This window comes from Pseudomonas sp. McL0111 (assembly GCF_052567255.1).
The window spans coordinates 6,335,335-6,360,145 of the sequence record NZ_CP199585.1; the positions used below are offsets into that span (position 1 = coordinate 6,335,335).

Annotated in this window: 20 protein-coding genes and 1 pseudogene; 10 read left to right on the forward strand and 11 right to left on the reverse strand. The window is 58.9% G+C overall.

Annotation, left to right across the window (positions count from 1 at the left end):
* Nucleotides 1-154: 154 nt before the first annotated feature.
* Both ACTWLJ_RS28530 and ACTWLJ_RS28535 read left to right on the forward strand, forming a co-directional pair.
* Nucleotides 155-736 carry a papain-like cysteine protease family protein gene (locus tag ACTWLJ_RS28530; RefSeq protein ID WP_401214535.1) on the forward strand — a complete coding sequence of 194 codons (582 nt, stop codon included), beginning with the start codon at nt 155-157 and terminating at the stop codon, nt 734-736.
* Between the two features lie 12 nt (nt 737-748).
* Nucleotides 749-1,348 (forward strand): annotated as a pseudogene (locus tag ACTWLJ_RS28535) (hypothetical protein).
* Nucleotides 1,349-1,403: 55 nt separating this feature from the next.
* Here ACTWLJ_RS28535 and ACTWLJ_RS28540 read toward each other — a convergent pair.
* Nucleotides 1,404-2,744: a DEAD/DEAH box helicase gene (locus ACTWLJ_RS28540; RefSeq protein WP_401214540.1), complete on the reverse strand. Its 1,341-nt coding sequence runs from the start codon at nt 2,742-2,744 to the stop codon at nt 1,404-1,406.
* A gap of 191 nt (nt 2,745-2,935) precedes the next feature.
* Here ACTWLJ_RS28540 and ACTWLJ_RS28545 point away from each other — a divergent pair, with 191 nt between their 5' ends.
* Nucleotides 2,936-4,234 (forward strand): mechanosensitive ion channel family protein, encoded by a 1,299-nt coding sequence (locus tag ACTWLJ_RS28545; protein ID WP_445179372.1) that lies wholly within the window; start codon nt 2,936-2,938, stop codon nt 4,232-4,234.
* A 126-nt stretch (nt 4,235-4,360) separates the two neighbouring features.
* Here ACTWLJ_RS28545 and ACTWLJ_RS28550 read toward each other — a convergent pair whose 3' ends face one another.
* Nucleotides 4,361-5,005 carry a hydrolase gene (locus ACTWLJ_RS28550; RefSeq protein WP_223516257.1) on the reverse strand — a complete coding sequence of 215 codons (645 nt, stop codon included), beginning with the start codon at nt 5,003-5,005 and terminating at the stop codon, nt 4,361-4,363.
* Nucleotides 5,006-5,166: 161 nt separating this feature from the next.
* Here ACTWLJ_RS28550 and ACTWLJ_RS28555 point away from each other — a divergent pair, with 161 nt between their 5' ends.
* Entirely contained in the window at nt 5,167-6,063 is an 897-nt protein-coding gene (locus tag ACTWLJ_RS28555; RefSeq protein WP_445179373.1) for a LysR substrate-binding domain-containing protein, read from the forward strand.
* Here ACTWLJ_RS28555 and ACTWLJ_RS28560 read toward each other — a convergent pair.
* From ACTWLJ_RS28560 to ACTWLJ_RS28570, 3 genes are all read right to left on the reverse strand, one after another.
* On the reverse strand, nt 6,017-6,889 hold the full coding sequence (locus ACTWLJ_RS28560) for a carboxylate/amino acid/amine transporter (RefSeq protein WP_445179374.1): 873 nt from the start codon (nt 6,887-6,889) through the stop codon (nt 6,017-6,019). The genes ACTWLJ_RS28555 and ACTWLJ_RS28560 overlap by 47 nt on opposite strands.
* 344 nt (nt 6,890-7,233) lie before the next feature.
* Entirely contained in the window at nt 7,234-7,833 is a 600-nt protein-coding gene (locus ACTWLJ_RS28565; protein ID WP_445179375.1) for an FMN-dependent NADH-azoreductase, read from the reverse strand.
* A 231-nt stretch (nt 7,834-8,064) separates the two neighbouring features.
* Nucleotides 8,065-8,379, reverse strand: a complete 315-nt coding sequence (locus ACTWLJ_RS28570; protein WP_445179376.1) for a 3-phosphoglycerate kinase — start codon at nt 8,377-8,379, stop codon at nt 8,065-8,067.
* A gap of 49 nt (nt 8,380-8,428) precedes the next feature.
* On the opposite strand from ACTWLJ_RS28570, the gene ACTWLJ_RS28575 reads away from it, so the two are divergent.
* From ACTWLJ_RS28575 to aqpZ, 5 genes are all read left to right on the forward strand, one after another.
* Nucleotides 8,429-9,352 (forward strand): LysR family transcriptional regulator, encoded by a 924-nt coding sequence (locus ACTWLJ_RS28575; RefSeq protein ID WP_401214555.1) that lies wholly within the window; start codon nt 8,429-8,431, stop codon nt 9,350-9,352.
* A 14-nt stretch (nt 9,353-9,366) separates the two neighbouring features.
* A complete protein-coding gene (locus ACTWLJ_RS28580; RefSeq protein WP_445179377.1) occupies nt 9,367-10,170 on the forward strand; it encodes an alpha/beta fold hydrolase in 804 nt (267 codons plus the stop codon).
* Nucleotides 10,171-10,173: 3 nt separating this feature from the next.
* Nucleotides 10,174-10,737, forward strand: a complete 564-nt coding sequence (locus ACTWLJ_RS28585; protein ID WP_445179378.1) for a peptidylprolyl isomerase — start codon at nt 10,174-10,176, stop codon at nt 10,735-10,737.
* A gap of 87 nt (nt 10,738-10,824) precedes the next feature.
* Nucleotides 10,825-12,657 (forward strand): ABC transporter ATP-binding protein, encoded by a 1,833-nt coding sequence (locus ACTWLJ_RS28590; protein ID WP_445179379.1) that lies wholly within the window; start codon nt 10,825-10,827, stop codon nt 12,655-12,657.
* Nucleotides 12,658-12,949: 292 nt separating this feature from the next.
* The gene (gene aqpZ, locus ACTWLJ_RS28595) at nt 12,950-13,645 is read left to right on the forward strand and encodes an aquaporin Z (protein ID WP_445179380.1); all 696 of its coding nucleotides are present in this window, start codon (nt 12,950-12,952) and stop codon (nt 13,643-13,645) included.
* A gap of 102 nt (nt 13,646-13,747) precedes the next feature.
* Here aqpZ and ACTWLJ_RS28600 read toward each other — a convergent pair whose 3' ends face one another.
* Nucleotides 13,748-14,872 carry a GNAT family N-acetyltransferase gene (locus ACTWLJ_RS28600; RefSeq protein ID WP_445179381.1) on the reverse strand — a complete coding sequence of 375 codons (1,125 nt, stop codon included), beginning with the start codon at nt 14,870-14,872 and terminating at the stop codon, nt 13,748-13,750.
* A gap of 282 nt (nt 14,873-15,154) precedes the next feature.
* Between ACTWLJ_RS28600 and ACTWLJ_RS28605 the strand changes: the two genes are divergently transcribed.
* Nucleotides 15,155-16,486: a putative porin gene (locus ACTWLJ_RS28605; RefSeq protein WP_445179382.1), complete on the forward strand. Its 1,332-nt coding sequence runs from the start codon at nt 15,155-15,157 to the stop codon at nt 16,484-16,486.
* A gap of 92 nt (nt 16,487-16,578) precedes the next feature.
* Here ACTWLJ_RS28605 and ACTWLJ_RS28610 read toward each other — a convergent pair whose 3' ends face one another.
* The 5 genes from ACTWLJ_RS28610 to aceK all read right to left on the reverse strand — a co-directional run bounded on the left by ACTWLJ_RS28610 (nt 16,579) and on the right by aceK (nt 24,699).
* Nucleotides 16,579-16,815, reverse strand: coding sequence for an anti-sigma factor family protein (locus ACTWLJ_RS28610; RefSeq protein ID WP_401214575.1), 237 nt, complete (start codon nt 16,813-16,815; stop codon nt 16,579-16,581).
* On the reverse strand, nt 16,809-17,423 hold the full coding sequence (locus ACTWLJ_RS28615) for an RNA polymerase sigma factor (protein ID WP_445179383.1): 615 nt from the start codon (nt 17,421-17,423) through the stop codon (nt 16,809-16,811). The genes ACTWLJ_RS28610 and ACTWLJ_RS28615 overlap by 7 nt, the downstream gene beginning before the upstream one ends.
* Before the next feature lie 120 nt (nt 17,424-17,543).
* Nucleotides 17,544-18,665, reverse strand: a complete 1,122-nt coding sequence (locus ACTWLJ_RS28620) for a beta-ketoacyl-ACP synthase III (RefSeq protein ID WP_445179384.1) — start codon at nt 18,663-18,665, stop codon at nt 17,544-17,546.
* 236 nt (nt 18,666-18,901) lie between these two features.
* A complete protein-coding gene (gene hrpA, locus ACTWLJ_RS28625) occupies nt 18,902-22,813 on the reverse strand; it encodes an ATP-dependent RNA helicase HrpA (protein ID WP_445179385.1) in 3,912 nt (1,303 codons plus the stop codon).
* 164 nt (nt 22,814-22,977) lie between these two features.
* Nucleotides 22,978-24,699 (reverse strand): bifunctional isocitrate dehydrogenase kinase/phosphatase, encoded by a 1,722-nt coding sequence (gene aceK / locus ACTWLJ_RS28630; protein WP_445179386.1) that lies wholly within the window; start codon nt 24,697-24,699, stop codon nt 22,978-22,980.
* Between the last annotated feature and the right edge of the window lie 112 nt (nt 24,700-24,811).

A 24,811-nucleotide genomic window follows, 5' to 3' on the forward strand; every position in this document is an offset into this window, starting at 1 on the left:
GGCAGCTCCAACAGGGTTTGTAGCTGCCTCAGGCTGCGTTCTTTTGATCCTAAAAATGCACAAATGCATTTATTTATTTGCATAAATGCATATTCGTGCCTAGGGTTTCATTCACAAGCACGACGCTTGTTTTCATTCATGGAGGATTGAAAAAATGTTAACCACTGAAGCAACACGATTCACCAGCGAGACCTTGCCAAGGTGTCTGCTCGGCCATCTGCTCGACCCGCAACTGGTCGAGGTCGAAGCAGCACCGGCCGAGGCGCGGGCTGCCGCCAGCCTCAACTTCAACATGCAGCAACAGACCCAGACCAACTGGTGCTGGGCGGCCGTTTCCGCCTCGGTCGGCAATTATTACGGTACCGGCAACTGGACTCAGTGCGGCGTTGCCAGCACCCAGCTGGACCGCAATTGCTGCAATCAACCGGGGCCGTGCAACGTTTACGGCTATCTGGATTCCGCCCTGCAGACCACACGCAGTTACAACGGGATGAATCAGGGTTCGTTGCAGATGTCGGCCATTCAGAACCAGATCAGCATGGGCCGTCCTGTCGGTTTGCGCTGTGCCTGGTACGGCGGTGGCGCGCACTTTCTGACGGTCTATGGCACCAACGGCAACTACGTGCTGATCGCAGACTCGATCTACGGCTATTCGAGCCGGGCACTGAACTCGTTCCCCGGTTCGTACAACGGCGGCGGCAACTGGACTCACACTTACTTCACCGCGAAAAACTAGGAGGGCAACATCATGCAACTGACTTATCCGAAGGCGCCTTCCAACGGCGTGCAAACCTTGCGTCCGGCACTGCAAGCCGCGCTGCAAACCCAGGGCTTTGGCGTTAATCGGCAGTTCGCCAACGCGACTGCCGGCAAGATCAGCCTGAGCGAAGCCTATCGTGGTTACTCGCTGACGCTTGAAGACTTGAGCAACGGCAAAGGTCTGAAAGACGCCAGAATTGGCAACTGGCATTACCTGGTGTTCGCGGATGGCGTGACGATTGCCGATGCGCAATTGGCCGAAGTACGCGGCCATGTCGAGTTCTCGTCGCTGAACCACGGGAACATGGCGGCCGCTACGGTCGGTGCGCTGAAACTCGCGGAGCAATCGCCGCAATTGCACGGCAAAACCGTCGAACTGCGCGTGCTGTTTGTTTCGGCGCTGCACGTTGTGGCGATCTGGCTGCATGCCGACGGCGAGGATCTGCTGATCCCGATCGAGCCGACCCCCTAGGAGCTGGCGCTCGCTCAGGTGTACAGCGAGGCCACACTGCTCGCTAAACTGAAACCGGCGGCCGATCAGGCGAAACGACGCTTCGATGCCGACACCAGTGGCCAGTTAGGCAACTGATGGACGAAAAAAAAACCCGGACATTGTCCGGGTTTTTTTGTGCATCTGAAACGACTTACTCAGCCGCTGGCTCTGCCGGCTTGCGGCGCTTCAGCGGGGCCATGCCGTCGCTGCTCACCAGAGAATCCGGCTTCGGACGGTTGGCGCTCTTGCGCTTGGTCGGCGTCTTGGCGGCGGTTTTCTTCTTGTCGCCCTTGGCGTCGGTCTTTTTCTTCTTCACGCCGACAGCTTTGCCCGAGGCCTTGACCTTTTTCGGCCCGCCGTAGGTGCCTTTGACTTCCTTGACGGTGCGACGCTCGAAGCTCTGCTTGAGGTAGCGCTCGATGCTCGACATCAGGTTCCAGTCGCCGTGGCAGATCAGCGAGATCGCCAGACCGTCGTTACCGGCACGACCGGTACGACCGATACGGTGCACGTATTCGTCGCCGCTGCGTGGCATGTCGAAGTTGATCACCATGTCCAGACCATCAACGTCCAGACCACGAGCAGCCACGTCGGTAGCTACCAGAATCTTCACGCCGCCCTGCTTCAGACGATCGATCGCCAGTTTGCGATCCTTCTGGTCTTTCTCGCCGTGCAGCACGAACGCTTTGTATTCCTGAGCCACCAGACGGCCGTAGATACGGTCGGCCATGGCGCGGGTGTTGGTGAAGATGATCGCTTTCTGATAGGTCTCGTTGGCCAGCAGCCAGTTCACAATCTGTTCTTTGTGCTGGTTGTGGTCAGCCGTGATGATCTGCTGACGGGTGGTCGAGTTCAGTTGGCTGACTGCGTTGAGCTGCAAGTGCTCAGGGTTGTTCAGCACCTTGCCGATCATGTCGCGCAGACCGGAACCGCCGGTGGTCGCGGAGAACAGCATGGTTTGCTGACGGTTCGGGCATTCGTCGACCAGACGCTGCACGTCTTCGGCGAAACCCATGTCGAGCATACGGTCGGCTTCGTCGAGCACCAGCACTTCGACTTCTTTGAGGTCGAGGTTGCCGGCGTTGAGTTGCTCGATCATCCGACCCGGGGTGCCGATCAGGATGTCCGGCACTTTGCGCAGCATCGCGGCTTGTACCTTGAAGTCTTCACCGCCAGTGATCAGGCCGGACTTGATGAAGGTGAACTGCGCAAAGCGTTCAACTTCTTTCAAGGTCTGCTGGGCCAGTTCGCGGGTCGGCAGCAGGATCAGAGTCTTGATGCTGACGCGAACCTTGGCCGGGCCGATCAGGCGGTTAAGGATCGGCAGGACGAAAGCGGCAGTCTTGCCACTACCGGTTTGCGCCGTCACCCGCAGGTCACGCCCCTGAAGCGCCAGCGGAATGGCCGCTGCTTGCACAGGCGTAGGCTCGACAAATTTAAGCTCGGCCACAGCTTTAAGCAGGCGTTCGTGCAGGGCGAATTCGGAAAACACGGGTGCTACCTCGAAGATATGCAAAAAAACAGCTGCATAGGTTACCGGTTTCGAGCGCTCAGGCCGAGTTACTTTGTACAAACGGCGCTAATCAGTGGCTTTTTTGTTGCTCAATTTGTCTCCAACGGTAATACGCGGCGTCTTAAATGCTCTAATCGCCCGTCGCGTCTTACAGAAGAATCGTTTCTCCCATGGATATCAAACAGCTCTGGCTCAACGCTCAAGACCTCTGGGGGGCTCTAGAAGAGCACCCGATCCTGCACGCCAGCCTGGCGTTGATCCTGCTTTTGGTGATCGCGCTGGTACTCGGACGAGTGGCGCGTTATTTGATCCTGCATGCCAGCCGCATGCTCGGTCGCCAGCCGGCCTTGCACTGGCTGAATGATTTTCGCCACAACAAGGTGTTCCAGCGTCTGGCGCAGATGACGCCGTCGCTGGTGATCCAGTTCGGCCTGCATCTGGTACCGGAACTGAGCAAAACCACGACACTATTCCTCGGCAACGTCGCATTGGCGTTCACCATTCTGTTCCTGATGCTTTCCGTCAGCGCCCTGCTCAACGCGTTGCTGGACATCTACGCGCGCACCGAACACGCCCGCACCCGCTCGATCAAAGGCTATGTGCAACTGGCGAAAATGGTCTTGTACGTGTTTGGCGCGATCATCATCGTCGCCACCCTGATCGATCGTTCGCCATTGTTGCTGCTGTCGGGTCTGGGTGCGATGTCGGCAGTGATTCTGTTGGTCTACAAGGACACCCTGCTGTCGTTTGTCGCCAGCGTGCAACTGACCAGCAACGACATGCTGCGCGTCGGTGACTGGATCGAGATGCCGCAAGTCGGTGCCGACGGCGACGTGGTCGATATCACCCTGCACACGGTCAAGGTGCAGAATTTCGATAAGACCATCGTGTCGATCCCGACCTGGCGTCTGATGTCCGAGTCGTTCAAGAACTGGCGCGGCATGCAGCAATCTGGCGGACGACGGATCAAGCGCAGCCTGTTCATCGACGCCAGTGGTGTGCGTTTTATCCGCGATGATGAAGAAGAAAAACTCTCCCAGGTGCACCTGCTGACTGACTACATGGGTCGCAAGAAAGCCGAACTCAAGGCGTGGAACGAGGCGCAGGGCAATGTGGCGGCGATGTCGGCCAACCGGCGGCGGATGACCAACATCGGCACCTTCCGCGCCTATGCGCTGGCTTATCTGAAGAGTCATCCGGAGATTCAGCCGAACATGACCTGCATGGTGCGCCAGATGCAGACCACGGCGCAGGGCATTCCGCTGGAAATCTACTGCTTCACCCGCACCACGGCGTGGGCGGATTACGAGCGGATTCAGGGGGATATTTTCGATTATCTGCTGGCGGTGTTGCCGGAGTTTGGCTTGAGCCTGTACCAGCAGCCGAGTGGCGGGGATTTGCGCTCCGGATTGCTACCAGCAGTCCTTGGTGCAGCCCACATCCCCGAACAACAAAAACACCTGATGTAACCCCACATATCAAAATGTGGGAGCCAGCCTGCTGGCGATTGCGTAGTGTCATCAGACATTGATGTGTCTGACCCACTGCAATCGCCAGCAGGCTGGCTCCCACAAATTTTGCGATGTCGCTCTGGTTTACTTGGCCTGCCGTTGCGGGGCCTTGTGCACCATGGTGTAGGCGTAATCGACGCCCATGCCGTACGCGCCGCTGTGTTCCAGCACCAGCTCCATCACCGCTTCGTAAGTGTCTTTGTGTGCCCAGTCGCGCTGGTATTCGAGCAACACTTGTTGCCAGGTCACCGGCACCGCACCTGCCTGAATCATTCGTTGCACCGACATGTCGTGCGCTTCCTTGGTGGTACCACCCGAGGCGTCGGTGACGATGTACACCTCGTAGCCTTCAGCCAGTGCTTCGAGTGCCGGGAAGGTCAGGCAGACCTCGGTCCACAGCGCAGCGATGATCAGTTTTTTGCGCCCGGTCGCCTTGACTGCGTCAACCAGCGCCTTGTCTTCCCAGGAGTTCATCGAGGTGCGCTCGATTGGCTTCTGCTCTGGGTGAACCGCCAGCAACTCAGGCCAGATGTAACCGCTGAAGCTCTCGGTTTCGACCGAGGTGTAGATGGTCGGCACGTTGAAGATCTTCGCCGCTTTGGCCAGGCCCACGGTGTTGTTCTTCAGGGTCTGACGATCAATCGACTGCACGCCGAAGGCCATTTGTGGCTGGTGGTCGATCAGGATCAGAGCGGAGTTGGTTGGGTTCAGCAGTTCACGAATAGACATGGCGCGTTCCTTTTGATGTCGATGATTTCGAAGTAAGCAATGGGTTGGTCGACGTTGCCTTCAGCGGCGTTGTCGTCGGCTTGGATGTAACTTTAGGGGCTAGCCGATAAAGGGACAATTCCCTAAAATCGAGAATCATTGATTCTAAAAAAGGGACAATCATGGATCGCATCGAATGCATGCGCACCTTCGTGGTGACGGTTGGTGAGAACGGCTTTGCCGCCGCAGCCCGGGCCATGGATGTGCCGCGCTCGAAAGTCAGCAAACAGATTCAGGCACTGGAAGAAGCAATCGGCGTGCAACTGCTGCAACGCACCACGCGTAGCCTGCACCTGACCGAGGCCGGCGCAGAGTATTTCGAAGCGGCGCGCGAAGTGATTGCCGCGCTGGACGAGGCCGAACAACGGGCACGGGACGGGATTGGCGAGTTACGCGGAGTGTTGCGGGTGAACGCGCCGATGTCGTTCGGCTTGCGGCGGCTGGGCAAGTTGATTCCGCTGTTCCATGAGCTGCACCCGAACATCGAGTTGCAACTGGTGCTCAGCGATCAGCAGGTCGATCCGGTGCGCGGTGGCTTTGACGTGACCATCCGCATTGCCAGCATGCCTGACTCAACCATGATCGCCCGGCAACTGGCGCCAGCACCGCGAATCATGGTCGCCTCCCCCGTGTATCTGGAGCGTGAAGGAATTCCGCAATCGCCGCAGGACCTGCGCACGCACAAATGCCTGAACTACGGCTATCTGCAAAGTGGTGTCAGCCTGCAATTGAGCAACGGCAAAGAGACGCAGCGGGTCAACGTCACCGGACCGTTGCACGCCAACAACGGGGATTTGCTGGCGCAGGCAGCCGAGGCCGGGATGGGTATCGCGCTGTTGCCGGACTTCATCGTCGAAGAGGCGTTGGCGGCAGGTCGGCTGGTGCCGGTGCTGTGCGAATGGCAAGCCCCGGCGATCAGCATCAACGCGGTGTATTCATCAGCGCGGCGGGTGCCGCAGAAGACCCGGGCGTTTATCGAGTTTCTGCTGGCGCAACTCGCCGTACGCCCAACCGACTGATCCACACCGCCGCCAGAATCACACTGCCACCGAGGAACAATCTTCCCAGTTCCTCGTGCTGGTTCCAGATCAACAGATTCAGCAGCAACCCTACCGGCACATGCAGGTTGTTCATCACCGCCAGCGTGCCGCCGTTGACCAGGCATGCGCCTTTGTTCCACCAGTACAGGCCCAACGCGGTCGAGACCAGTCCGAGGAAAACCAGCACGCCCCATTGCAGCGGTGCTTCGGGCAGGAAATTGGCTTTGCCGAACAGCAGGAACGCCGGCAATGCCACCGCCAATGCGCCGAGGTAGAAGAAACCGAAACGCCGGTAATGCGGCAGATCACTCGGGTGTTTCGCCACCAGATGCTTGTACATCACCTGCCCGGCGGCGTAGGTGAAGTTGGCCAGTTGCAGCAGCAGGAAGCCCATGAAGAAGTCGGGATTGATCCGGTCGTAACGAATCACTGCCGCACCGCCCACAGCCACCAGAGCAGCAACCAGTGCCCACGGATTGAAGCGCCGGTTCAACGCATCTTCGATCAAGGTCACGTGCAGCGGCGTGAGGATGGTGAACAGCAGCACTTCCGGCACCGTCAGCACGCGGAAGCTCAGGTACAGGCAGACGTAAGTCACGCCGAACTGCAACGCACCGATTATCAGCATGCCGCGCATGAACGACGGCTCGACCGAGCGCCAGCGGGTCAATGGAATGAACACCAGCCCGGCCAGCACCACACGCACCAGCACGGCGAAGTAGCTGTCGACATGCCCGGCCAGGTATTCACCGATCAGACTGAAGGAAAACGCCTGGATCAGCGTGACAAAAAGTAGATAGCCCATGGTCGCCTCTGTTTCGAATGGCGGCGACGATAGCGGGTTTTACGCTAGACCGCGAACCTTCCAACAACCTGAGTCCCTGTGGGAGCGGGCTTGCCCGCGATGAGGGTGTGCCAGACAAATATTTGTTTGCTGACACTCCGCAATCGCGGGCAAGCCCGCTCCCACAGGGTCCAGTGTTGCTCAGGGGATTTTTTGGCAAAAAAAAGCCCGATCTCGCAAATGCGTTCAATCGGGCTACAGCACTCAGGAGCAAAAAGTGCAAAGGGAGGTTCGATGCGCGTGGAACCTTGAAGGGGTTGCGCCAGGTCACTAGACCATCCGGTGATTATCTGGCGATTAACATATCAAGCGACCTGGGACAGTTTGGCGTTGGCCTGATTCAGGCCCTTCTCGTGGAAATCACCACCCAGGTTCATGCCTTCGGCGTGAATGAAGGTCACGTCGTGGATGCCGATGAAGCCCATCACCTGACGCAGGTACGGTTCCTGGTGATCCGCCGGGCCGCCAGCGTAGATCCCGCCGCGAGCGGTGAGCACGTAGGCACGCTTGTCGCTGAGCAGACCTTGCGGGCCAGTTTCGGTGTACTTGAACGTCACACCGGCACGCAGCACATGGTCGAGCCAGGCCTTGAGGGTGCTCGGGATCGCGAAGTTGTACATCGGCGCGGCCATCACCAGCACTTCGGCGGCCAGCAGTTCGTCGGTCAACTCGTTGGAGCGATCCAGCGAAGATTGTTCGTTGGCGTTGCGCTGCTCGGCGGGTTTCATCCAGCCGCCCAGCAGGTTGCTGTCCAGATGCGGAACCGGATTAACGGCCAGATCACGCACGGTGATCTGATCAGCCGGGTGCGCAGCTTTCCACTGTTTGATGAAGGTCTGGGTCAGTTGACGGGAAACCGAGTCTTGCTGACGGGCGCTGCTTTCGATGATCAGAACGTGGGACATGCTGTGTAGGCTCCATCCGAGAATGTTGTAAGTCGATGGAGTGGAGATTAAACAGAGTCGTATCGATGAAAAAGCGCAAATAATTGCTGCAAAGCATCGAATAATTCGTTTATATGCAACCCATGCCTTTGTAGGAGCGAGCTTGCTCGCGAAGGAGGTGAATCAGTAAAAGATGTATCGACCGACACTACGCCTTCGCGAGCAAGCTCGCTCCCACAGAGATTTATGGTGTTATTTCGGGGTGCAGCTCAGTTCGATACGCAGCTTGATGATCGAGCGGGAGAACTTGGCCGTGGCGTTTTTATGTTTGCCGGCCGGAATCTCCAGTGAGCGGGTGCGTGGTGCTTCCGGGCCGTTGCTGAACACGGCTTTGCAGACCGCATCGACATCACCGTAGTTGACGACCTTGATCGAGCCCATGTCGGTATCGGTGTCGTAGGTTTCGTAGTCGATCTTCAACCCGTTGAGATTTTTCTGCACATCAATCGGGTAAGCAAACGCCGTCAGCGGCAGCAGCGCCAGCAACACACAACAGAATTTATTCATTCGGCAGTCTCCATGAGGGACGGCCAGCTTAGGACAAGAGGAGCTATTGATGAAAGCGCCCCGCGTGACCCTTGATCAATGGCGAACATTGCAAGCCGTGGTCGACCACGGCGGATTCGCCCAGGCCGCCGAGGCCTTGCACCGTTCGCAATCGTCGGTGAGCTACACCGTCGCCCGTATGCAGGATCAGCTCGGCGTACCGTTGCTGCGCATCGACGGGCGCAAAGCGGTGCTCACCGAAGCCGGTGGCGTGCTGCTGCGCCGCTCGCGACAACTGGTGAAACAGGCCAGTCAACTGGAAGACCTCGCTCATCACATGGAGCAAGGCTGGGAGGCCGAAGTGCGGCTGGTGGTCGACGCGGCTTACCCAAGCGCACGCATCGTCCGGGCGCTGACCGCATTCATGCCGCAGAGTCGTGGCTGCCGGGTACGTCTGCGTGAAGAGGTGTTGTCAGGGGTCGAAGAAGTCTTGCTCGAAGGCGTGGCTGATCTGGCCATCACCGGTCTGAGCATTCCCGGCTATCTGGGTGCGGAATTGAGTGACGTGGAGTTTGTTGCCGTCGCTCACCCTGACCACACCCTGCATCGGCTCAACCGCGAACTGAGCTTCCAGGACCTGGAAACCCAGATGCAGGTGGTGATCCGCGACTCCGGCCGTCAGCAACCGCGCGATGTCGGCTGGCTCGGCGCCGAACAGCGCTGGACCGTCGGCAGCCTCGCCACCGCCGCGACCTTTGTCAGCAGCGGTCTGGGCTTTGCATGGTTGCCCCGGCACATGATCGAACGCGAACTGAAAGAAGGCTCGCTCAAGCTGCTACCGTTGGATCAGGGTGGCAGCCGCAACCCGAGCTTCTATCTGTATTCGAACAAGGACAAACCACTGGGCCCGGCCACGCAGATCCTCATCGAACTGCTGCGCACCTTCGACACTTTGCCGCTGGACGCACCATTCGCCGCCCCTGAACAAGCCTGACACGGAGTTCACCGATGGCCTATTTCGAGCATGAAGGTTGCAACCTGCACTACGAGGAATATGGCCACGGTACGCCGTTGCTGCTGGTTCACGGGCTCGGTTCGAGTACGCTGGACTGGGAAATGCAGATCCCGGCGCTGGCCGCGCAATACCGGGTGATCGTCCCGGACATACGCGGTCACGGTCGTTCGGACAAACCCCGCGAGCGCTACAGCATCGCCGGTTTCAGTGCCGACCTGATTGCGCTGGTCGAGCATTTGCAGCTTGGTCCGGTGCATTACGTCGGCCTGTCCATGGGCGGGATGATCGGTTTTCAGTTCGCCGTTGATCAGCCGCAGATGCTGAAAAGCCTGACCATCGTCAACAGCGCCCCCGAAGTCAAAGTGCGCAGCCGCGACGACTATTGGCAGTGGTTCAAGCGCTGGAGTCTGATGCGCGTGCTCAGCCTCGCAACCATCGGCAAGGCGCTGGGCGGCAAACTTTTCCCCAATCCGGAACAGGCTGATTTGCGACAGAAAATGGCTGAACGCTGGGCAAAAAACGACAAACGTGCTTATCTCGCCAGCTTCGATGCGATTGTTGGCTGGGGGGTTCAGGAACGACTTTCCCGGGTAACCTGTCCAACGCTCGTCATCAGCGCCGACCGTGACTACACGCCCGTCGCGCTGAAAGAAACCTATGTAAAACTGCTGCCCGATGCGCGGCTGGTGGTGATCGCCGATTCGCGCCACGCCACCCCGCTCGATCAACCGCAACGCTTCAATCAAACGCTGCTGGAGTTTCTCGCCGCAGCCGATATTCAATCTCAGGATCACTGACCCATGCTGAAAAAACTCGCCCTCGCCGCCGGCACCGTGCTGTTTGCCGCCAACCTGATGGCAGCCACTCCGGCCAAGGCTCCGCACGTGCTGCTGGAAACCACCAATGGCCAGATCGAACTCGAACTGGACCCGGTCAAGGCGCCGATCAGTACCAAGAACTTCCTTGAATACGTCGACAGCGGCTTCTACAACAACACGATCTTTCACCGCGTGATCCCGGGTTTCATGGCGCAGGGCGGCGGTTTCACTCAACAGATGCAACAGAAAGAAACCAAGGCACCGATCAAGAACGAAGCCAGCAATGGCCTGCATAACGTTCGCGGCACACTGTCGATGGCCCGTACTTCCGATCCAAACTCGGCCACCAGCCAGTTCTTCATTAACGTGAAGGACAACGATTTCCTCGACCCGGGCCGTGATGCCGGTTACGCGGTATTCGCCAAAGTGGTCAAGGGCATGGACGTGGTCGACATCATCGTCAACTCGCCAACCACCACCAAAAGCGGCATGCAAAACGTGCCTGTAGACCCTGTGTTCATCAAGTCGGCCAAGCGCATCGACTGAGTTCTTCAGGGCATATAGAGCGGCGACGGCCTGATCCCGCGCCGCTCACACTGATAAAAGGAGAGCCCGTATCCGGGCGATTATCTGATGCTCTATCGCCGTTTCGAACAACTGATCGACATATTCCGTGAAGCCCCGACGGCAGCCCCGCCGGATCGGGTCCTGCCCTTCTATATCTATTACCTGAAACAGGTCTGGCCAAGTTTTGCTGCGCTGCTGGTGGTCGGCCTGTTCGCCGCGCTGATCGAAGTGGCGCTGTTCAATTATCTGAGCCGCATCATCGATCTGACCCAAGGTACGCCAAACCCGAATTTCTTCAGTGACCACGCCCTCGAACTGACCTGGATGGTCGTGGTTGCGTTAGTGCTGCGGCCGATTTTCTTCGGCCTGCACGACCTGCTGGTGCATCAGACCCTGAGCCCGGGGATGACCAGCATGATTCGCTGGCAGAACCACAGCTACGTGCTCAAGCAGAGCCTGAACTTCTTCCAGAACGATTTCGCCGGGCGCATTGCCCAGCGCATCATGCAGACCGGCAACTCGTTGCGTGATTCGGCAGTGCAAGCGGTGGATGCGCTGTGGCATGTGCTGATCTACGCGATCAGTGCGCTGGTGCTGTTCGCCGAGGCCGACTGGCGCCTGATGATCCCGCTGCTGATGTGGATCGTCGCCTACATCGGCGCACTTTATTACTTCGTGCCACGGGTCAAACAACGCTCGGTCGAGGCGTCCGATGCGCGTTCGAAACTGATGGGCCGGATCGTCGATGGCTACACCAACATCGCCACCCTGAAGCTGTTCGCTCACACCAATTTCGAGCAGCACTACGCCAAGGAAGCCATCGAAGAACAGACCGTCAAGTCGCAACTGGCGGGCCGTGTGGTAACCAGCATGGACGTGGCCATCACCGCCATGAACGGCCTGTTGATCGTCGGCACCACGGGTCTGGCGCTGTGGTTGTGGACGCAGTCGTTGATCACTGTTGGCGCGATTGCCCTGGCTACTGGTCTGGTGATTCGCATCGTCAACATGTCCGGCTGGATCATGTGGGTGGTCACCGGGATTTTCGAAAATATCGGCATGGTTCAGGACGGTCTGCAGACCATCTCGCAACCGGTCAGCGTAACCGATCACCCGCAGGCAAAACCGTTGGCGGTGGCCCGTGGCGAAGTGCGTTTCGAGCACGTGGATTTTCACTACGGCAAGAAGAAAGGCATCATCGGCGACCTCAACCTGAACATCAAACCGGGGGAGAAAATCGGTCTGATTGGCCCGTCCGGCGCCGGCAAATCGACCTTGGTCAATCTGCTGCTGCGACTGTACGACGTCGAAGGCGGACGGATTCTGATCGACGGCCAGAACATCGCCGAAGTCGGTCAGGAAAGCCTGCGTGAGCGAATCGGCATGATCACTCAGGACACCTCGCTGCTGCACCGTTCGATCCGCGACAACTTGTTGTACGGCAAGCCCGACGCGACCGATGCCGAACTCTGGGAGGCGGTGCACAAGGCCCGCGCCGACGAGTTCATTCCGCTGCTCTCCGACGCTGAGGGCCGCACTGGCTTCGATGCGCATGTCGGCGAGCGTGGCGTGAAGTTGTCCGGCGGCCAGCGTCAGCGCATCGCGATTGCGCGGGTGCTGCTCAAGGATGCACCGATCCTGATCATGGACGAAGCGACCTCGGCGCTGGACTCGGAAGTCGAAGCGGCGATCCAGGAAAGTCTGGAAACCCTGATGCAGGGCAAAACCGTGATCGCCATCGCCCACCGCCTCTCGACCATTGCGCGCATGGATCGGCTGGTGGTGCTGGAAAACGGCCAGATCGCCGAAAGCGGCACTCACGCGGAACTGTTGGCACATGGCGGGTTGTATTCCCGGTTGTGGGCGCATCAGACCGGAGGCTTTGTCGGCATCGATTGATGCTCGGTCCACCGCAAAACCTGTAGGAGTGAGCCTGCTCGCGATGAGGGAGTGTCAGTCACCAACATTGCTGTCAGACCCACCGCTATCGCGAGCAAGCTCGCTCCCACAGGGAATCATCAAAAACCGTCAGCCCCCTCTAACCACGGGCTCTGGCGGTTTTTTATGGACGCTGGAAATCCACAAAAATCCTGCTGTACTCAGCCAAGGTTCTGGAGATGAACCTGTCGTAATTCTGCAAGGAAGCACAACTCGATGCAGTCTCGATAGCACGCCTATCAAGGACTCTCTCATGTCTCTGTTCAAACGTTCAGTTACTGAGTTGTTGGGTACGTTCTGGTTGGTTTTGGGCGGTTGTGGCAGCGCGGTGATCGCCGCGTCTTCACCGTTGGGAATCGGGGTGCTGGGGGTGGCCCTGGCGTTTGGTCTGACGGTGCTGACCATGGCATTCGCCATTGGCCACATCAGCGGATGTCATCTGAATCCGGCCGTTTCGGTCGGTCTGTTCGTCGGAGGTCGATTCCCCGCAAAAGAACTGCCTGCCTACATCATCGCCCAAGTGCTTGGGGCGATTCTCGCGGCGGCGCTGATCGCTCACATCGCCAGCGGCAAGGAGGGTTTCGACATTGCCGCCGGCCTGGCCTCCAACGGTTATGGCGAGCACTCACCCGGTAAATATTCGATGGGGGCGGGGTTTGTCACAGAGCTGGTGATGACCGCGATGTTCGTCATCATCATCCTCGGCGCCACCGACAAACGTGCGCCACCAGGGCTCGCACCCATCGCCATTGGCCTGGGCCTGACGCTCATCCACCTGATCTCGATTCCGGTCACCAACACCTCGGTCAACCCGGCCCGCAGCACCGGGCCGGCGTTGATCGTCGGTGGCTGGGCTATCGCGCAGTTGTGGATGTTCTGGGTCGCGCCGCTGTTGGGTGCAGTGGTCGGCGGCGGGATCTATCGCTGGCTGGGCAAGGAAGATACCTGAGTGCTCTTGTAGGAGTGAGCCTGCTCGCGATAGCAGTATGTCTGCCAGTTATGAGGTGACTGACACTCAGCTATCGCGAGCAGGCTCACTCCTACACGGGATCTAGGTTTGGCGGTAGGGCAAGGCGCTTTTTGCCTCTTCGGCATAAGCCAAAACACCAGCACGCTCCTGGTGCAGGAAGTCTTTGACCGCCGCTTTCAAACCGGGATGGCGCAAGTAATGCCAGGAATGAGTGATCACAGGTTCGAAGCCGCGAATCAGTTTGTGTTCGCCCTGAGCACCGGCATCGAAACGCTGAAATCCGTGAGCAATGGCATAGTCCATGCCCTGATAAAAACAGGTCTCGAAGTGCAGTCGATCGAACTCGGCCAGACAGCCCCAGTAACGTCCGTAAAAACTGTCACCACCCACCAGACTGAAAGCCATCGCCACCGGCCGCGAGCCTTGTTTGGCCAGCACCACACGAATCGATTCCGGCATGCGCTCGGCCAACAGGCTGAAAAACTCCCGTGTCAGATAGGGCGTCTGCCGACGCACCGCGTAGGTGTTGGCGTAGCAGGCGTAGACAAAATCCCACTGCGACTCGTCCAGCTCGCGCCCTTCCAGCCATTCAAATTCGAAGCCCTGCCCGGCCACTTGCTCACGCTCTTTGCGCATCTGTTTGCGCTTGCGTGAGCTGAGGACATCGAGGAAATCCTGGAAGTCGCGATAACCGCGATTTTGCCAGTGATACTGACAACCGATGCGCTGCAACCAGCCCGGCTGTTCGGCCATCGCGGCGTCGGTGAACGGGTCGGTGAAGTTGATGTGAGCGCTGGAGAGCTCTTCGATTTCAAGATAACCCGGCAGGCTTTTCAGCAGCTCGAAACCGTCCTCGACATTGGCCGCCAATAACCGGGGGCCGCTGACCGGACTGAACGGCACGCCGCTCAATAATTTCGGGTAGTAATCAATGCCAGCGCGGGCGCAGGCGTCGGCCCAGCCATGATCGAACACGTACTCGCCGTAGGAATGCCACTTGCGATAAGCGGGCAACGCCGCGATCAATCGGTCGCCTTCAATGTGCAGCAAATGCTCTGCTTGCCAGCCCGTGTGCGGGCCAACGCTGCCGCTGTCTTCGAGTGAGCCAAGAAAGGCATGCCGCAGAAATGGCTGGGTCTCGGGCACCAGGGCGTCCCAGGTCGACGGGGCAATTTCCGACAGACTTTGCAGGCGTTGCAACGGCATCAACTGACTCTCCACTTCCGGGCTTCAAAGCCCCGCGAGTATCGCCTATCGCTGTGCATTGCACACCCGCAATCGGACGACAGCGCTCTAAATCAATAGTTCAGGGCGACTTTGTATCGTCACCGAGATGACATCACTTAGCCACTGCTCTGTCATAAACCATCGCGATACTGGCGCCTGTTTTTAGAGCGCCGGGTTCTACCCGGACACTGTTTTCCGACCTTCAACCGTCGGTTGTGCCCAGGATGGTTCAGCCATCCCCTCTCATCTTCGGAGATTGCTATGCGTCTTGCTTCCACGAAAACTGCGGCGGCCCTGTGCGGTGGCCTGTTGCTGGCCATGAGTGTTCCGGCCAGTGCCGCAGTCGACGCCAAACTGCTCGACATGCTCAAGGCTAACGGTTCGATTTCCCAGGCGCAGTACGTAGAACTGCAAACTGAACTGGCGAAGGATCAGAAGGACCAGCAAATCGCGCAGCAGGCGCAGCAAGAGACCAATCAACAAGTCGCGGCGGTCGCGAAGAAAAACGACGAACAAAGCCTTTTCGATCAGAAACTGGCCTGGGCTGCCAAGACTCAGTTCAAGGGTGACGTGCGCTTCCGTGAAGAAACCGTGCACAACGATGGCGTGCCGAACAGCAAGGATCAGGATCGTCAGCGCATTCGTGCCCGTCTGGGTGCTTACAGCGAGATCAACCCGCAAGTCGACACCGGCATCCGTATTGCCACCGGCAGCAGCGACGACGCACGCTCCACCAACCAGGACCTGAACAACTACTTCGACAAGAAGCAGATCTGGCTCGACCTGGGTTACGTCGACTACCACCCTGACGCGATCAAGAACCTGCACCTGATCGGCGGCAAGATGAACCAGCCCTGGGTCAGCATGGGCGACATCATCTGGGACAGCGACATCAACCCGGAAGGTCTGGCGGTCACTTACAAGTATCCGTTGAACGGCAGCACCGAGCTGTTCGGTAGCGCCGGCCACTACACCCTGAAGGACAACGTTGACGGCGAAGGCGTGCAGTTCAAACACGACCTGCGTCTGTACGCTGGCCAGTTGGGCGGTCGCTTTGCACTGACCGACAGCCTGAAACTGACCGTGGGCGGCAGTATCTACTCCTACGACAACGACAAGGACAGCGCCTGCCCTACCAGCGGCACGGTTACTGCTCCTTGCGCATTGGCCGTCAACGGCAACAGCCCGAACGAAACCTTCAAACTGTATGAAGGTTTTGGTCAACTGGACGTCGCCAACCTGCCAGTACCGCTGTCGATCTACGGTCAGTACGTCAACAACAAAGACGCCAGCAACGATCAGGATACTGGCTGGCTGGCCGGCGTGAAGACCAAGGTTTACGGCTTCGGCATCGATTACAACTACCGCGACGTGCAGCGTAACGCGGTGGTGGGTGCCTTCACCGACTCCGACTTCGCCAACGGCTACACCGGTTCCCGTGGCAGCAAGTTGAAAGTCAGCTACGAGCTGGACAAGAACTTCACCCTCGGCGCGACCTACTTCATGGCGAACTCGGACTACACCAACGCCAGCCTGAAGAAGACCGATTCCGACATCAACACCCTGCAACTGGACGCAGAAGCGAAGTTCTAAAACGCTTCACCTTATAGCCTGCGCGGGCGGGACGATCCCCATCATCCGTTCGTTTCTTCCGCGCCGGGCTATTCCACTGAACCTGTGTTTGCTCAGGATCGATCCTTGCGCCGTTGCTCGGCCAAGCGTTCAGCCAGCGCTTCAACGCCCTCTTCGGGTTTTTCCGGCATCGCCTTCAAGGTCGCCTGCATCAGGCGCATCTGGCGAATGAAACGCCGGCAGTTGGGGCAAAACATCAAATGATGACGCACCAGCAGTTTCTCGCGAAAGCTCAACTGGCCATCGAGATAATCACTGGAACGCGCCACTTGTTCCTTGCAGGTCAGCATTCGCCGGTCTCCTCAAAATGCTCCACCGTGGCGAAGACTTTCAGCCGCGCACGATGCAGCAGCACACGGACATTGGAGAGCGAGATCTCCAGAAGATTACAGATCTCTTCCAGTTCCAGCCCCTGACGTTCGCGCAACAGCAAAACACTGCTTTGCAGTTCCGACAAACCGAGCAAGGTGTGTTCGAGGCATTCGCGTAATTCGCTTTCGGTGAGCAGTGCTTCAGGCGTGTCCTGATGCCAGGCGAACGGCGCCACCAGCCAATGGCCGTCACCGGGGGAAAAGCGATCGTCATCGATGGTGCCGTGGGGCGAAGGCAGGTCATCCATCAGCACTTCGCGGCGATTTTGCTTGTAGCGGCTCTTGGCCGAGTTGGCAGTGATGGTCAGCAGCCAGGTCTTGAGGCTGGAGCGACCTTCGAAGCTACCAATATGCCGAACCACCGATAGCCAGGCATCCTGCACCACTTCTTCGACGTGACGCTGGCCGACGATGGCGTAGGCCACGGCGCGCATGGCGCTCTGGTAGGTACTGACCAATTCCTTGAAAGCCTTCTGCTCGCCCGCCAGCAGGCGTTCGAGCAATTGGGTGTCATCCGTAGCGGCCATTGATGCCTCGTTTTCAGATGGTCGAAAGCAAAAGATCACAGCCTGCGGCAGCGCCTACAAGTGCGGATTCAAACCGCAAGTGTAGGAGCTGCCGCAGGCTGCGATCTTTTCAGGGCAAACTCAGTGTTTACGCAGGATCACGCTACCGATCGAGTAACCGGCGCCAAACGAGCTCAGTACCGCCAGCGAACCACTGGCCAGATCGTCCTGATGCTTGTGGAATGCAATCACCGAACCCGCAGAGCTGGTGTTGGCGTAGGTGTCGAGAATCACCGGGGCTTCTTCTTCGGTAGCTTCGCGACCGAGCAGTTTGCGCACGATCAGGTGGTTCATGCTCAGGTTCGCCTGGTGCAGCCAGAAGCGCTTCACGTCGCCGACGTTGAGCTTGTTCTCTTCCAGATGCGCAGCGATCAGCTCGGCGACCATCGGGCAGACATCCTTGAACACCTTGCGGCCTTCCTGCACGAATAGTTTGTCGCGGGCACCGACGCCCTCTTCCGCCGCGCGGTTGAGGAAACCGAAGTTGTTGCGGATGTTGTTGGAGAACTTGGTCAGCAGTTTGGTGCTGACGATATCGAACTGGTGTTTGGAGGTAGCCAGATCAGCACGCTCGATGATCACCGCAGTCGCGGCGTCACCGAAGATGAAGTGGCTGTCGCGGTCACGGAAGTTCAGGTGACCGGTGCAGACTTCCGGGTTGACCATCAGGATCGCCCGGGCCTGGCCCAGTTGCACGCTGTTGGCCGCAGCCTGAATGCCGAAGGTTGCCGACGAGCAGGCAACGTTCATGTCGAAACCAAAACCCTGAATGCCCAGCGCTTCCTGGACTTCGATGGCGATGGCCGGATAGGCGCGTTGCAGGTTCGAGCAAGCGACGATCACACCGTCGATGTCAGCGGCGGTCTTGCCGGCGCGCTGCAAAGCCTGTTCGGCAGCGCCGATGGCCATCTGGCAAAGCACCGACCATTCGTCGTTGGAACGCTCTGGCAGACGTGGCGCCATGCGCGCAGGGTCGAGAATGCCGTCCTTGTCCATGACAAAGCGGCTCTTGATGCCCGAGGCTTTTTCGATGAACGCAGCGCTGGATTCGGTCAAAGCCTGGACTTCGCCGCTGGCGATGGCGTCGGCGTTGTCGGCGTTGAACTGCGCGACATAGGTATTGAAAGACTGCACCAGCTCTTCATTGGAGATGCTGTTGGCCGGGGTGTACAGGCCGGTGCCGCTGATGACGACGTTATGCATGGTCGTTTCTCTAATCTGTTCAGGCAGAAAGTGCTGGCACCGACGTACCAACACATAAAGGGTCTGTTCCCATCCGGGGGATGCGGACCTGGCATCGTTTTATTCCGTTGCGCAAACCTGGCCGAGGGCTCTGGGTCGCGAAACCGGCGTTTATGGTCGCGAAGTTTGCCATAAACCCAAGGTTTTGGCCCCTTTCTCAAGATCAAACACAGCCCTTGTAGGAGTGAGCCTGACAATCAGGGCTCGACCTGGGTCCACTGCTTGTTAAGACGTTTGTCGGAGATCGGAATTTTAGTCCCCAACTGCTGGGCGAACAGCGAAACCCGGTATTCCTCCAGCCACCATCGGTACAACTCCAACTGCGGATCGCGCTTGCCTTCCTGCGCATGTTTGGCGGCGCGGGTCTGGAATTGGCTCCAGAGACCGGCCAGTTCGCCGCTCCAGACGCGATCCTTCTGCACTTGCGCGCCAAGTTTTTCGAAGCGCTGCTCGACCGCTTTCAGATAACGCGGCAACTCCTTGAGCCACTGCATCGGCGTTTCCCGGACAAACCCCGGGTAAACCAGATTACTCAGTTGCAGCTTGATGTCGTTCAGCGCCACCGCTTGCGCGAGGTCGATCTTGCCCTTGAAGCGCTTTTGCAGACCATGCCAGAGCTTGAGAATCTCCAGCGTCAGCCGCGCCACGCGCTCGGCGTGCTCGGTCCAACTGCCGCGCTTGCGTTCGGCCAGTGCGGCAAGCCCCGCACCGTCGCGCGGCAACGGGTCTTCGCCTTCAAGAATGCAGCTGTCGAGGCTGGCCAACAGAATGTCTTCGACCAGCGCATCGACCCGACCCAATTCGCGATACAACAGACCCAGTTCGGTGATGCCCGGCAATTTGGTGCGCAGGAACTTGGCCGGCTCCGCCAATTGCTGCATTAATAGACGCTGCAAGGCGCGGCGATGCTGGAACTCGGCTTCGGCCGGGGTCGAGAAACGTCCTTCCTTGACCGTGCCGCCCTCTTCCACCAGTGCCGGATACACCGTCATCGACAGCCCGGCGATCTTCTGCTGAGTCTTTTCCGCGACCGGAGCGAAGACCTTGGCCTCCACCGGTTGCTGATTTTTTGCTGTTTGCGGCACCGCCAGAGCAGCCTGACTGGCTTCGGCGAAACGTGCGGTCAACTCTGCCAGATCGCGTCCTTCACCGAGGAACTTGCCTTGGCCGTCGACGATTTCCAGGTTCATCCGCAGATGCCCTTCGACCTGTTGCTCGGCTTCGGCCCAGGCCTCATCGCTGACCCGCGCACCAGTCATGCGTAGCAACTCACGCCCCAGCGCTTGCGGTAACGAGCCCTCGGCAAAGGTCATGCGTTGCAGCGCGGCTTTGATGAAGTCCGGCACCGGCACGAAGTTCTTGCGCAAGGCCTTCGGCAGGTTACGCACCAGCGCAATGCACTTGGCCTCGATCATCCCCGGCACCAGCCACTCCAGGCGCTCCGGCGGCAGCATCGGCAGCAGCGGCGCCGGTACGCGCAGGGTCACGCCATCACGCGGGTGATTGGGTTCGAAATGGTAAGTCAGGGCCAGTTCCAGATCACCGATGTGCAGGGTGTCGGGATAATGCTGCGCGGTGACTTCACTGGCCTCGCGGGCCAGCACGTCTTCTTCGCGCATGATCAGCAGTTGCGGGTCTTTCTGGCTGTTGACCCGATACCAACTGTCAAACGTCGCCGTCTGGTGAATCTCCGCCGGCAAACGCGCGTCGTAGAATGCGTACAAGGTTTCTTCGTCGGCCAGAATATCGCGACGACGGGCCTTGGCTTCCAGCTCGTCGAGCTGTTCCAGCAGCAGCGTATTCTCGGTCAGGCATTTGGCTTTTGACTGAATCTCGCCGCGCACCAGACCTTCGCGGATAAACAATTCGCGCGAGATAACCGGGTCCACCGGGCCGTAATGCACCGGCCGACGGCCGACCACGATCAGGCCGAACAGGGTGATCTGCTCGAACGCCACCACCTGGCCGCGTTTTTTCTCCCAGTGCGGTTCGAAGTGGTTTTTCTTGATCAAATGCCCGGCCAGCGGCTCGATCCAGTCGGCGTCGATCTTGGCGACCATCCGCGCATACAGCTTGGTGGTTTCCACCAGTTCGGCGGCCATGATCCATTGCGGACGCTTCTTGCCGATGCCCGACGACGGATGAATCCAGAAGCGCCGCTGACGGGCGCCGAGGTAATCGCCGTCCTCGGTTTTCTGACCGATCTGGCTGAGCAGACCGACCAGCACCGCTTTGTGCAGTTTCGGATAATCCGCCGGCTCTTTATTGATGCTCAACTGCATGTCGCGGCAGATCAGGCTCAACTGGCGATGGGAATCCCGCCACTCGCGCAGACGCAGGTAATTGAGGAAGTTCTTGCGGCACCAGTTGCGCAGTGGACTGGCGGTCAGCGCCTGGCGCTGCTCTTCAAACCCGCGCCACAGATTGACCAGCCCGGCGAAATCCGAGTCGATGTCCTTCCATTGTGCGTGCGCCTGATCAGCGGCTTGTTGCCGCTCCGGCGGACGCTCGCGCGGGTCCTGAATCGACATGGCACTGGCGACGATCAGCACTTCCTGCAAACTGCCGAGCTTCGCCGCTTCCAGCAGCATGCGGCCCATGCGCGGGTCCACCGGCAGACGCGCCAGTTGGCGACCGAGCGGGGTCAACTGGCTGTTGCGATCAACCGCCGACAACTCTTGCAGCAGGTTAAAACCGTCGCTGATCGCCTTGCCGTCCGGCGGCTCGATGAACGGGAATGCGGTGATCTCGCCGAGGCGCAGATGCAGCATCTGCAAAATAACCGCCGCGAGGTTGGTACGCAGGATTTCCGGGTCGGTGAATTCCGGCCGACCGATGAAATCTTCTTCGCTATACAAACGAATGCAGATGCCCGGCTCGACCCGGCCGCAGCGACCTTTACGCTGATTGGCGCTGGCCTGGGAAATCGCTTCGATGGGCAAGCGCTGCACTTTCGCGCGATAGCTGTAACGACTGATGCGCGCCGTACCGCTGTCGATAACGTAACGGATACCCGGCACGGTCAGCGAGGTTTCGGCAACGTTGGTTGCCAACACCACACGACGGCCCGGGTGCGACTGGAAAATCCGCTGCTGCTCGGCCGGGGACAAACGGGCGTAAAGCGGCAGAATTTCGGTGTGTTTGATTTGCGCCTTGCGCAGCATGTCAGCGGCGTCGCGAATCTCTCGTTCGCCGGGCAGGAACACCAGCACATCGCCGGGGCTACGCCGTTCGCTGCGTTCAAAATCGGCGATTTCGTCGAGGGTCGCGAGGATTGCCTGATCCACGGTCAGGTCATCTTCGACGCGGTTGCCCTCCTCGTCCTGCTCCAGCGTCAGCGGGCGATACCAGGTTTCCACCGGGAAGGTACGCCCGGACACTTCAACAATCGGCGCGTCGTCAAAGTGCTTGGAAAAGCGCTCCAGATCGATGGTCGCCGAAGTGATGATGACTTTCAGATCGGGACGGCGCGGCAGCAGGGTTTTCAGATAACCGAGCAGGAAATCGATGTTCAGGCTGCGTTCGTGGGCTTCGTCGACGATGATCGTGTCGTAGCGTTCGAGGTAGCGGTCGTTCTGGGTTTCCGCCAGCAGAATACCGTCAGTCATCAGTTTGATCAGGGTGTTGGAATCGCTCTGATCTTCGAAGCGCACCTGATAGCCGACCAGCGAACCCAGCGGCGTGCCGAGTTCTTCGGCAACCCGGCTGGCAACACTGCGTGCTGCGATCCGCCGAGGCTGGGTATGACCGATCAGGCCGTGCTGACCGCGACCGATTTCCAGGCAGATCTTCGGCAACTGGGTGGTTTTACCCGAGCCGGTTTCGCCGGCGATGATCAGCACCTGATGCTTTTCCAGCGCAGCCTTGATTTCGTCGCGTTTGGCGGCGATCGGCAGGCTGTCGTCGTAACGAATCACTGGCAGGCTGGCCTTGCGCGCCAGCACCTGATCGCAGGACGCCTGCATGCGCACCACCCATTGGGCCAGCTTGGCCTCATCGGGTTTCTTGCGCAGCTCAAGCAACTGCCGCCGCAGCCGGTGACGGTCGGCGAGCATGGCGTGATCGAGGTTTTTCAACAGTTTGTCGATGGAGGGCGATTCGTCGGTCATCAGGTACGCAATTCAGTCGTCTAGTGGCGCAGGGGGGCGATTGTCGCAGATTTGCCCTGAATTGGCCTGCTTCCCCTGTAGGAGCTGCCGCAGGCTGCGATCTTTTGATCTGATTTTATAAAAACAAAGTCAAAGGATCGCAGCCTTCGGCAACGCCTAAAGGGTTATTCGTTATCCAGGCCTTTGCGCCGATACGGGAAGACGTCGATGATTTTTCCGGCGCGAATCGCCTCTTGCAGGCTTTTCCAGTAATCGGCGTTGTACAACTCGCCGTGCAACTGATCGAACAACTTGCGCTGCCCCGAGTCGGCAAACAGGAACGGCGGAAATTCTTCCGGGAACACGTCCAGCGGCCCGATTGAATACCATGGCTCGGAAGCCATTTCATCTTCCGGGGTACGTGGCGTCGGGATGTGGCGGAAGTTGGCTTCAGTCAGAAAGCAGATTTCGTCGTAGTCATAGAACACCACGCGCCCGTGCCGGGTGACACCGAAGTTTTTCAGCAGCATGTCGCCGGGAAAGATATTCGCCGCCGCCAGTTGTTTGATTGCCAGACCGTAATCCTCCAGCGCTTCGCGCACCTGAGCTTCGTTGGCGTTTTCCAGATACAGGTTGAGCGGGGTCATCCGGCGTTCGGTCCAGCAGTGGCGGATCAGCACGGTTTCGCCCTCCACCGAGACCGTGGACGGCGCCACTTCCAGCAGTTCCTCCAGACACGCCGAATCGAACTTGCTCAGCGGAAAACGGAAATCGGCGAACTCCTGGGTATCGGCCATGCGCCCTACCCGGTCGACGCTTTTCACCAATCGGTATTTCTCGATCACCGTGGCGCGGTCGACGTTTTTCGACGGCGAGAAGCGGTCCTTGATGATTTTGAATACGGTGTTGAAACCCGGCAGGGTGAACACGCTCATGACCATGCCGCGCACGCCCGGAGCCATGATGAACTGGTCGTCGGTGTTGGCCAGATGGTTGATCAGCGCCCGATAGAACTCGGACTTGCCGTGCTTGTAGAAACCGATCGAGGTATACAGCTCGGCAATGTGCTTGCCGGGCAGAATTCGCCGCAGGAAACCGATGAACTCGGCCGGCACCGGCACATCGACCATGAAGTAGGAGCGAGTGAAGGAGAAGATGATCGACACATCGGCTTCGTCGGTGATCAGCGCATCGATCTGAATGCCGCGACCTTCGCGGTGCAGCAGTGGAATCACCAGCGGCCACTGTTCGTCGCGGGTGTAGATGCGCCCGACCAGATACGCGCCTTTGTTGCGATACAACACCGAGGAAAACAGCTCGACGCTGAGTTCCGGGTCCTTGCACACCCAGTCCGGCAGGTTCTCGCGCAACTGCGCTTCGAGCCGCCGCAGGTCGCCCGGCAAATCAGCGTAATCCTCACTGAAACGGTAGTCGGAAAAGATGCTCGCGAGCATCGACGACAACTGGCCCTGTGGTTTGTAGGTGCGGGTTTGTGCGGCCCGGGCGCGGCGCAGGCTCGGCCGCGTGGTGTGGATGAACATGCAGCCATCGCTGATCAGGTCGTGGCTGAATAGTCCGCAGAAAATCGAGTTGTACCAGGTCTCGGACAGCTCATCGTCAAAGCGCAGGTCGATGACGCTGATATAGGCGCTTTTGACCAGCGGCCAGCAGCTGACATTCATCAGCGCTTCGCTGTCGAAATGCTCGCCAAGCCGGGCGATGGTTTCGCTGACCTTTTCTTCATAGAGATTGATCCGTGCCGCCGACGCAGTTTGCGTCTCCTGCCAGCGCGCCTGCTCGAAGCGCTCCCGCGCACCGTCGGTGATCCGCCGAAAATGCTCGCGGTAATCGTCAAAGCCCTCAAGGATCAGGCGGGCGATGTCGGTGGCTGGCCATTGCTGCGGCATAGATGAAACCTCTGCGTGCATTCGGGGATCAGAGCTCGGAAGCCTGAGCTTAGTCATGGAACCGGCTACAGGAAAAGCGCAATTTCTGCCAAATCTCATACGTCGCCGTGCT

What these genes read in the sequence shown, in the direction of transcription:
- ACTWLJ_RS28580 (WP_445179377.1), top strand. Translation starts at nt 9,367, where the DNA reads ATGGCCTATTTCGAGCATGAAGGTTGCAACCTGCACTACGAGGAATAT.
- ACTWLJ_RS28550 (WP_223516257.1), bottom strand. Translation starts at nt 5,005, where the DNA reads ATGTCTATTCGTGAACTGCTGAACCCAACCAACTCCGCTCTGATCCTG.
- ACTWLJ_RS28570 (WP_445179376.1), bottom strand. Translation starts at nt 8,379, where the DNA reads ATGAATAAATTCTGTTGTGTGTTGCTGGCGCTGCTGCCGCTGACGGCG.
- hrpA (WP_445179385.1), bottom strand. Translation starts at nt 22,813, where the DNA reads ATGACCGACGAATCGCCCTCCATCGACAAACTGTTGAAAAACCTCGAT.
- ACTWLJ_RS28560 (WP_445179374.1), bottom strand. Translation starts at nt 6,889, where the DNA reads ATGGGCTATCTACTTTTTGTCACGCTGATCCAGGCGTTTTCCTTCAGT.
- ACTWLJ_RS28575 (WP_401214555.1), top strand. Translation starts at nt 8,429, where the DNA reads ATGAAAGCGCCCCGCGTGACCCTTGATCAATGGCGAACATTGCAAGCC.
- ACTWLJ_RS28555 (WP_445179373.1), top strand. Translation starts at nt 5,167, where the DNA reads ATGGATCGCATCGAATGCATGCGCACCTTCGTGGTGACGGTTGGTGAG.
- ACTWLJ_RS28620 (WP_445179384.1), bottom strand. Translation starts at nt 18,665, where the DNA reads ATGCATAACGTCGTCATCAGCGGCACCGGCCTGTACACCCCGGCCAAC.
- ACTWLJ_RS28590 (WP_445179379.1), top strand. Translation starts at nt 10,825, where the DNA reads ATGCTCTATCGCCGTTTCGAACAACTGATCGACATATTCCGTGAAGCC.
- ACTWLJ_RS28615 (WP_445179383.1), bottom strand. Translation starts at nt 17,423, where the DNA reads ATGGCCGCTACGGATGACACCCAATTGCTCGAACGCCTGCTGGCGGGC.
- aceK (WP_445179386.1), bottom strand. Translation starts at nt 24,699, where the DNA reads ATGCCGCAGCAATGGCCAGCCACCGACATCGCCCGCCTGATCCTTGAG.
- aqpZ (WP_445179380.1), top strand. Translation starts at nt 12,950, where the DNA reads ATGTCTCTGTTCAAACGTTCAGTTACTGAGTTGTTGGGTACGTTCTGG.
- ACTWLJ_RS28530 (WP_401214535.1), top strand. Translation starts at nt 155, where the DNA reads ATGTTAACCACTGAAGCAACACGATTCACCAGCGAGACCTTGCCAAGG.
- ACTWLJ_RS28610 (WP_401214575.1), bottom strand. Translation starts at nt 16,815, where the DNA reads ATGCTGACCTGCAAGGAACAAGTGGCGCGTTCCAGTGATTATCTCGAT.
- ACTWLJ_RS28600 (WP_445179381.1), bottom strand. Translation starts at nt 14,872, where the DNA reads ATGCCGTTGCAACGCCTGCAAAGTCTGTCGGAAATTGCCCCGTCGACC.
- ACTWLJ_RS28585 (WP_445179378.1), top strand. Translation starts at nt 10,174, where the DNA reads ATGCTGAAAAAACTCGCCCTCGCCGCCGGCACCGTGCTGTTTGCCGCC.
- ACTWLJ_RS28565 (WP_445179375.1), bottom strand. Translation starts at nt 7,833, where the DNA reads ATGTCCCACGTTCTGATCATCGAAAGCAGCGCCCGTCAGCAAGACTCG.
- ACTWLJ_RS28605 (WP_445179382.1), top strand. Translation starts at nt 15,155, where the DNA reads ATGCGTCTTGCTTCCACGAAAACTGCGGCGGCCCTGTGCGGTGGCCTG.
- ACTWLJ_RS28545 (WP_445179372.1), top strand. Translation starts at nt 2,936, where the DNA reads ATGGATATCAAACAGCTCTGGCTCAACGCTCAAGACCTCTGGGGGGCT.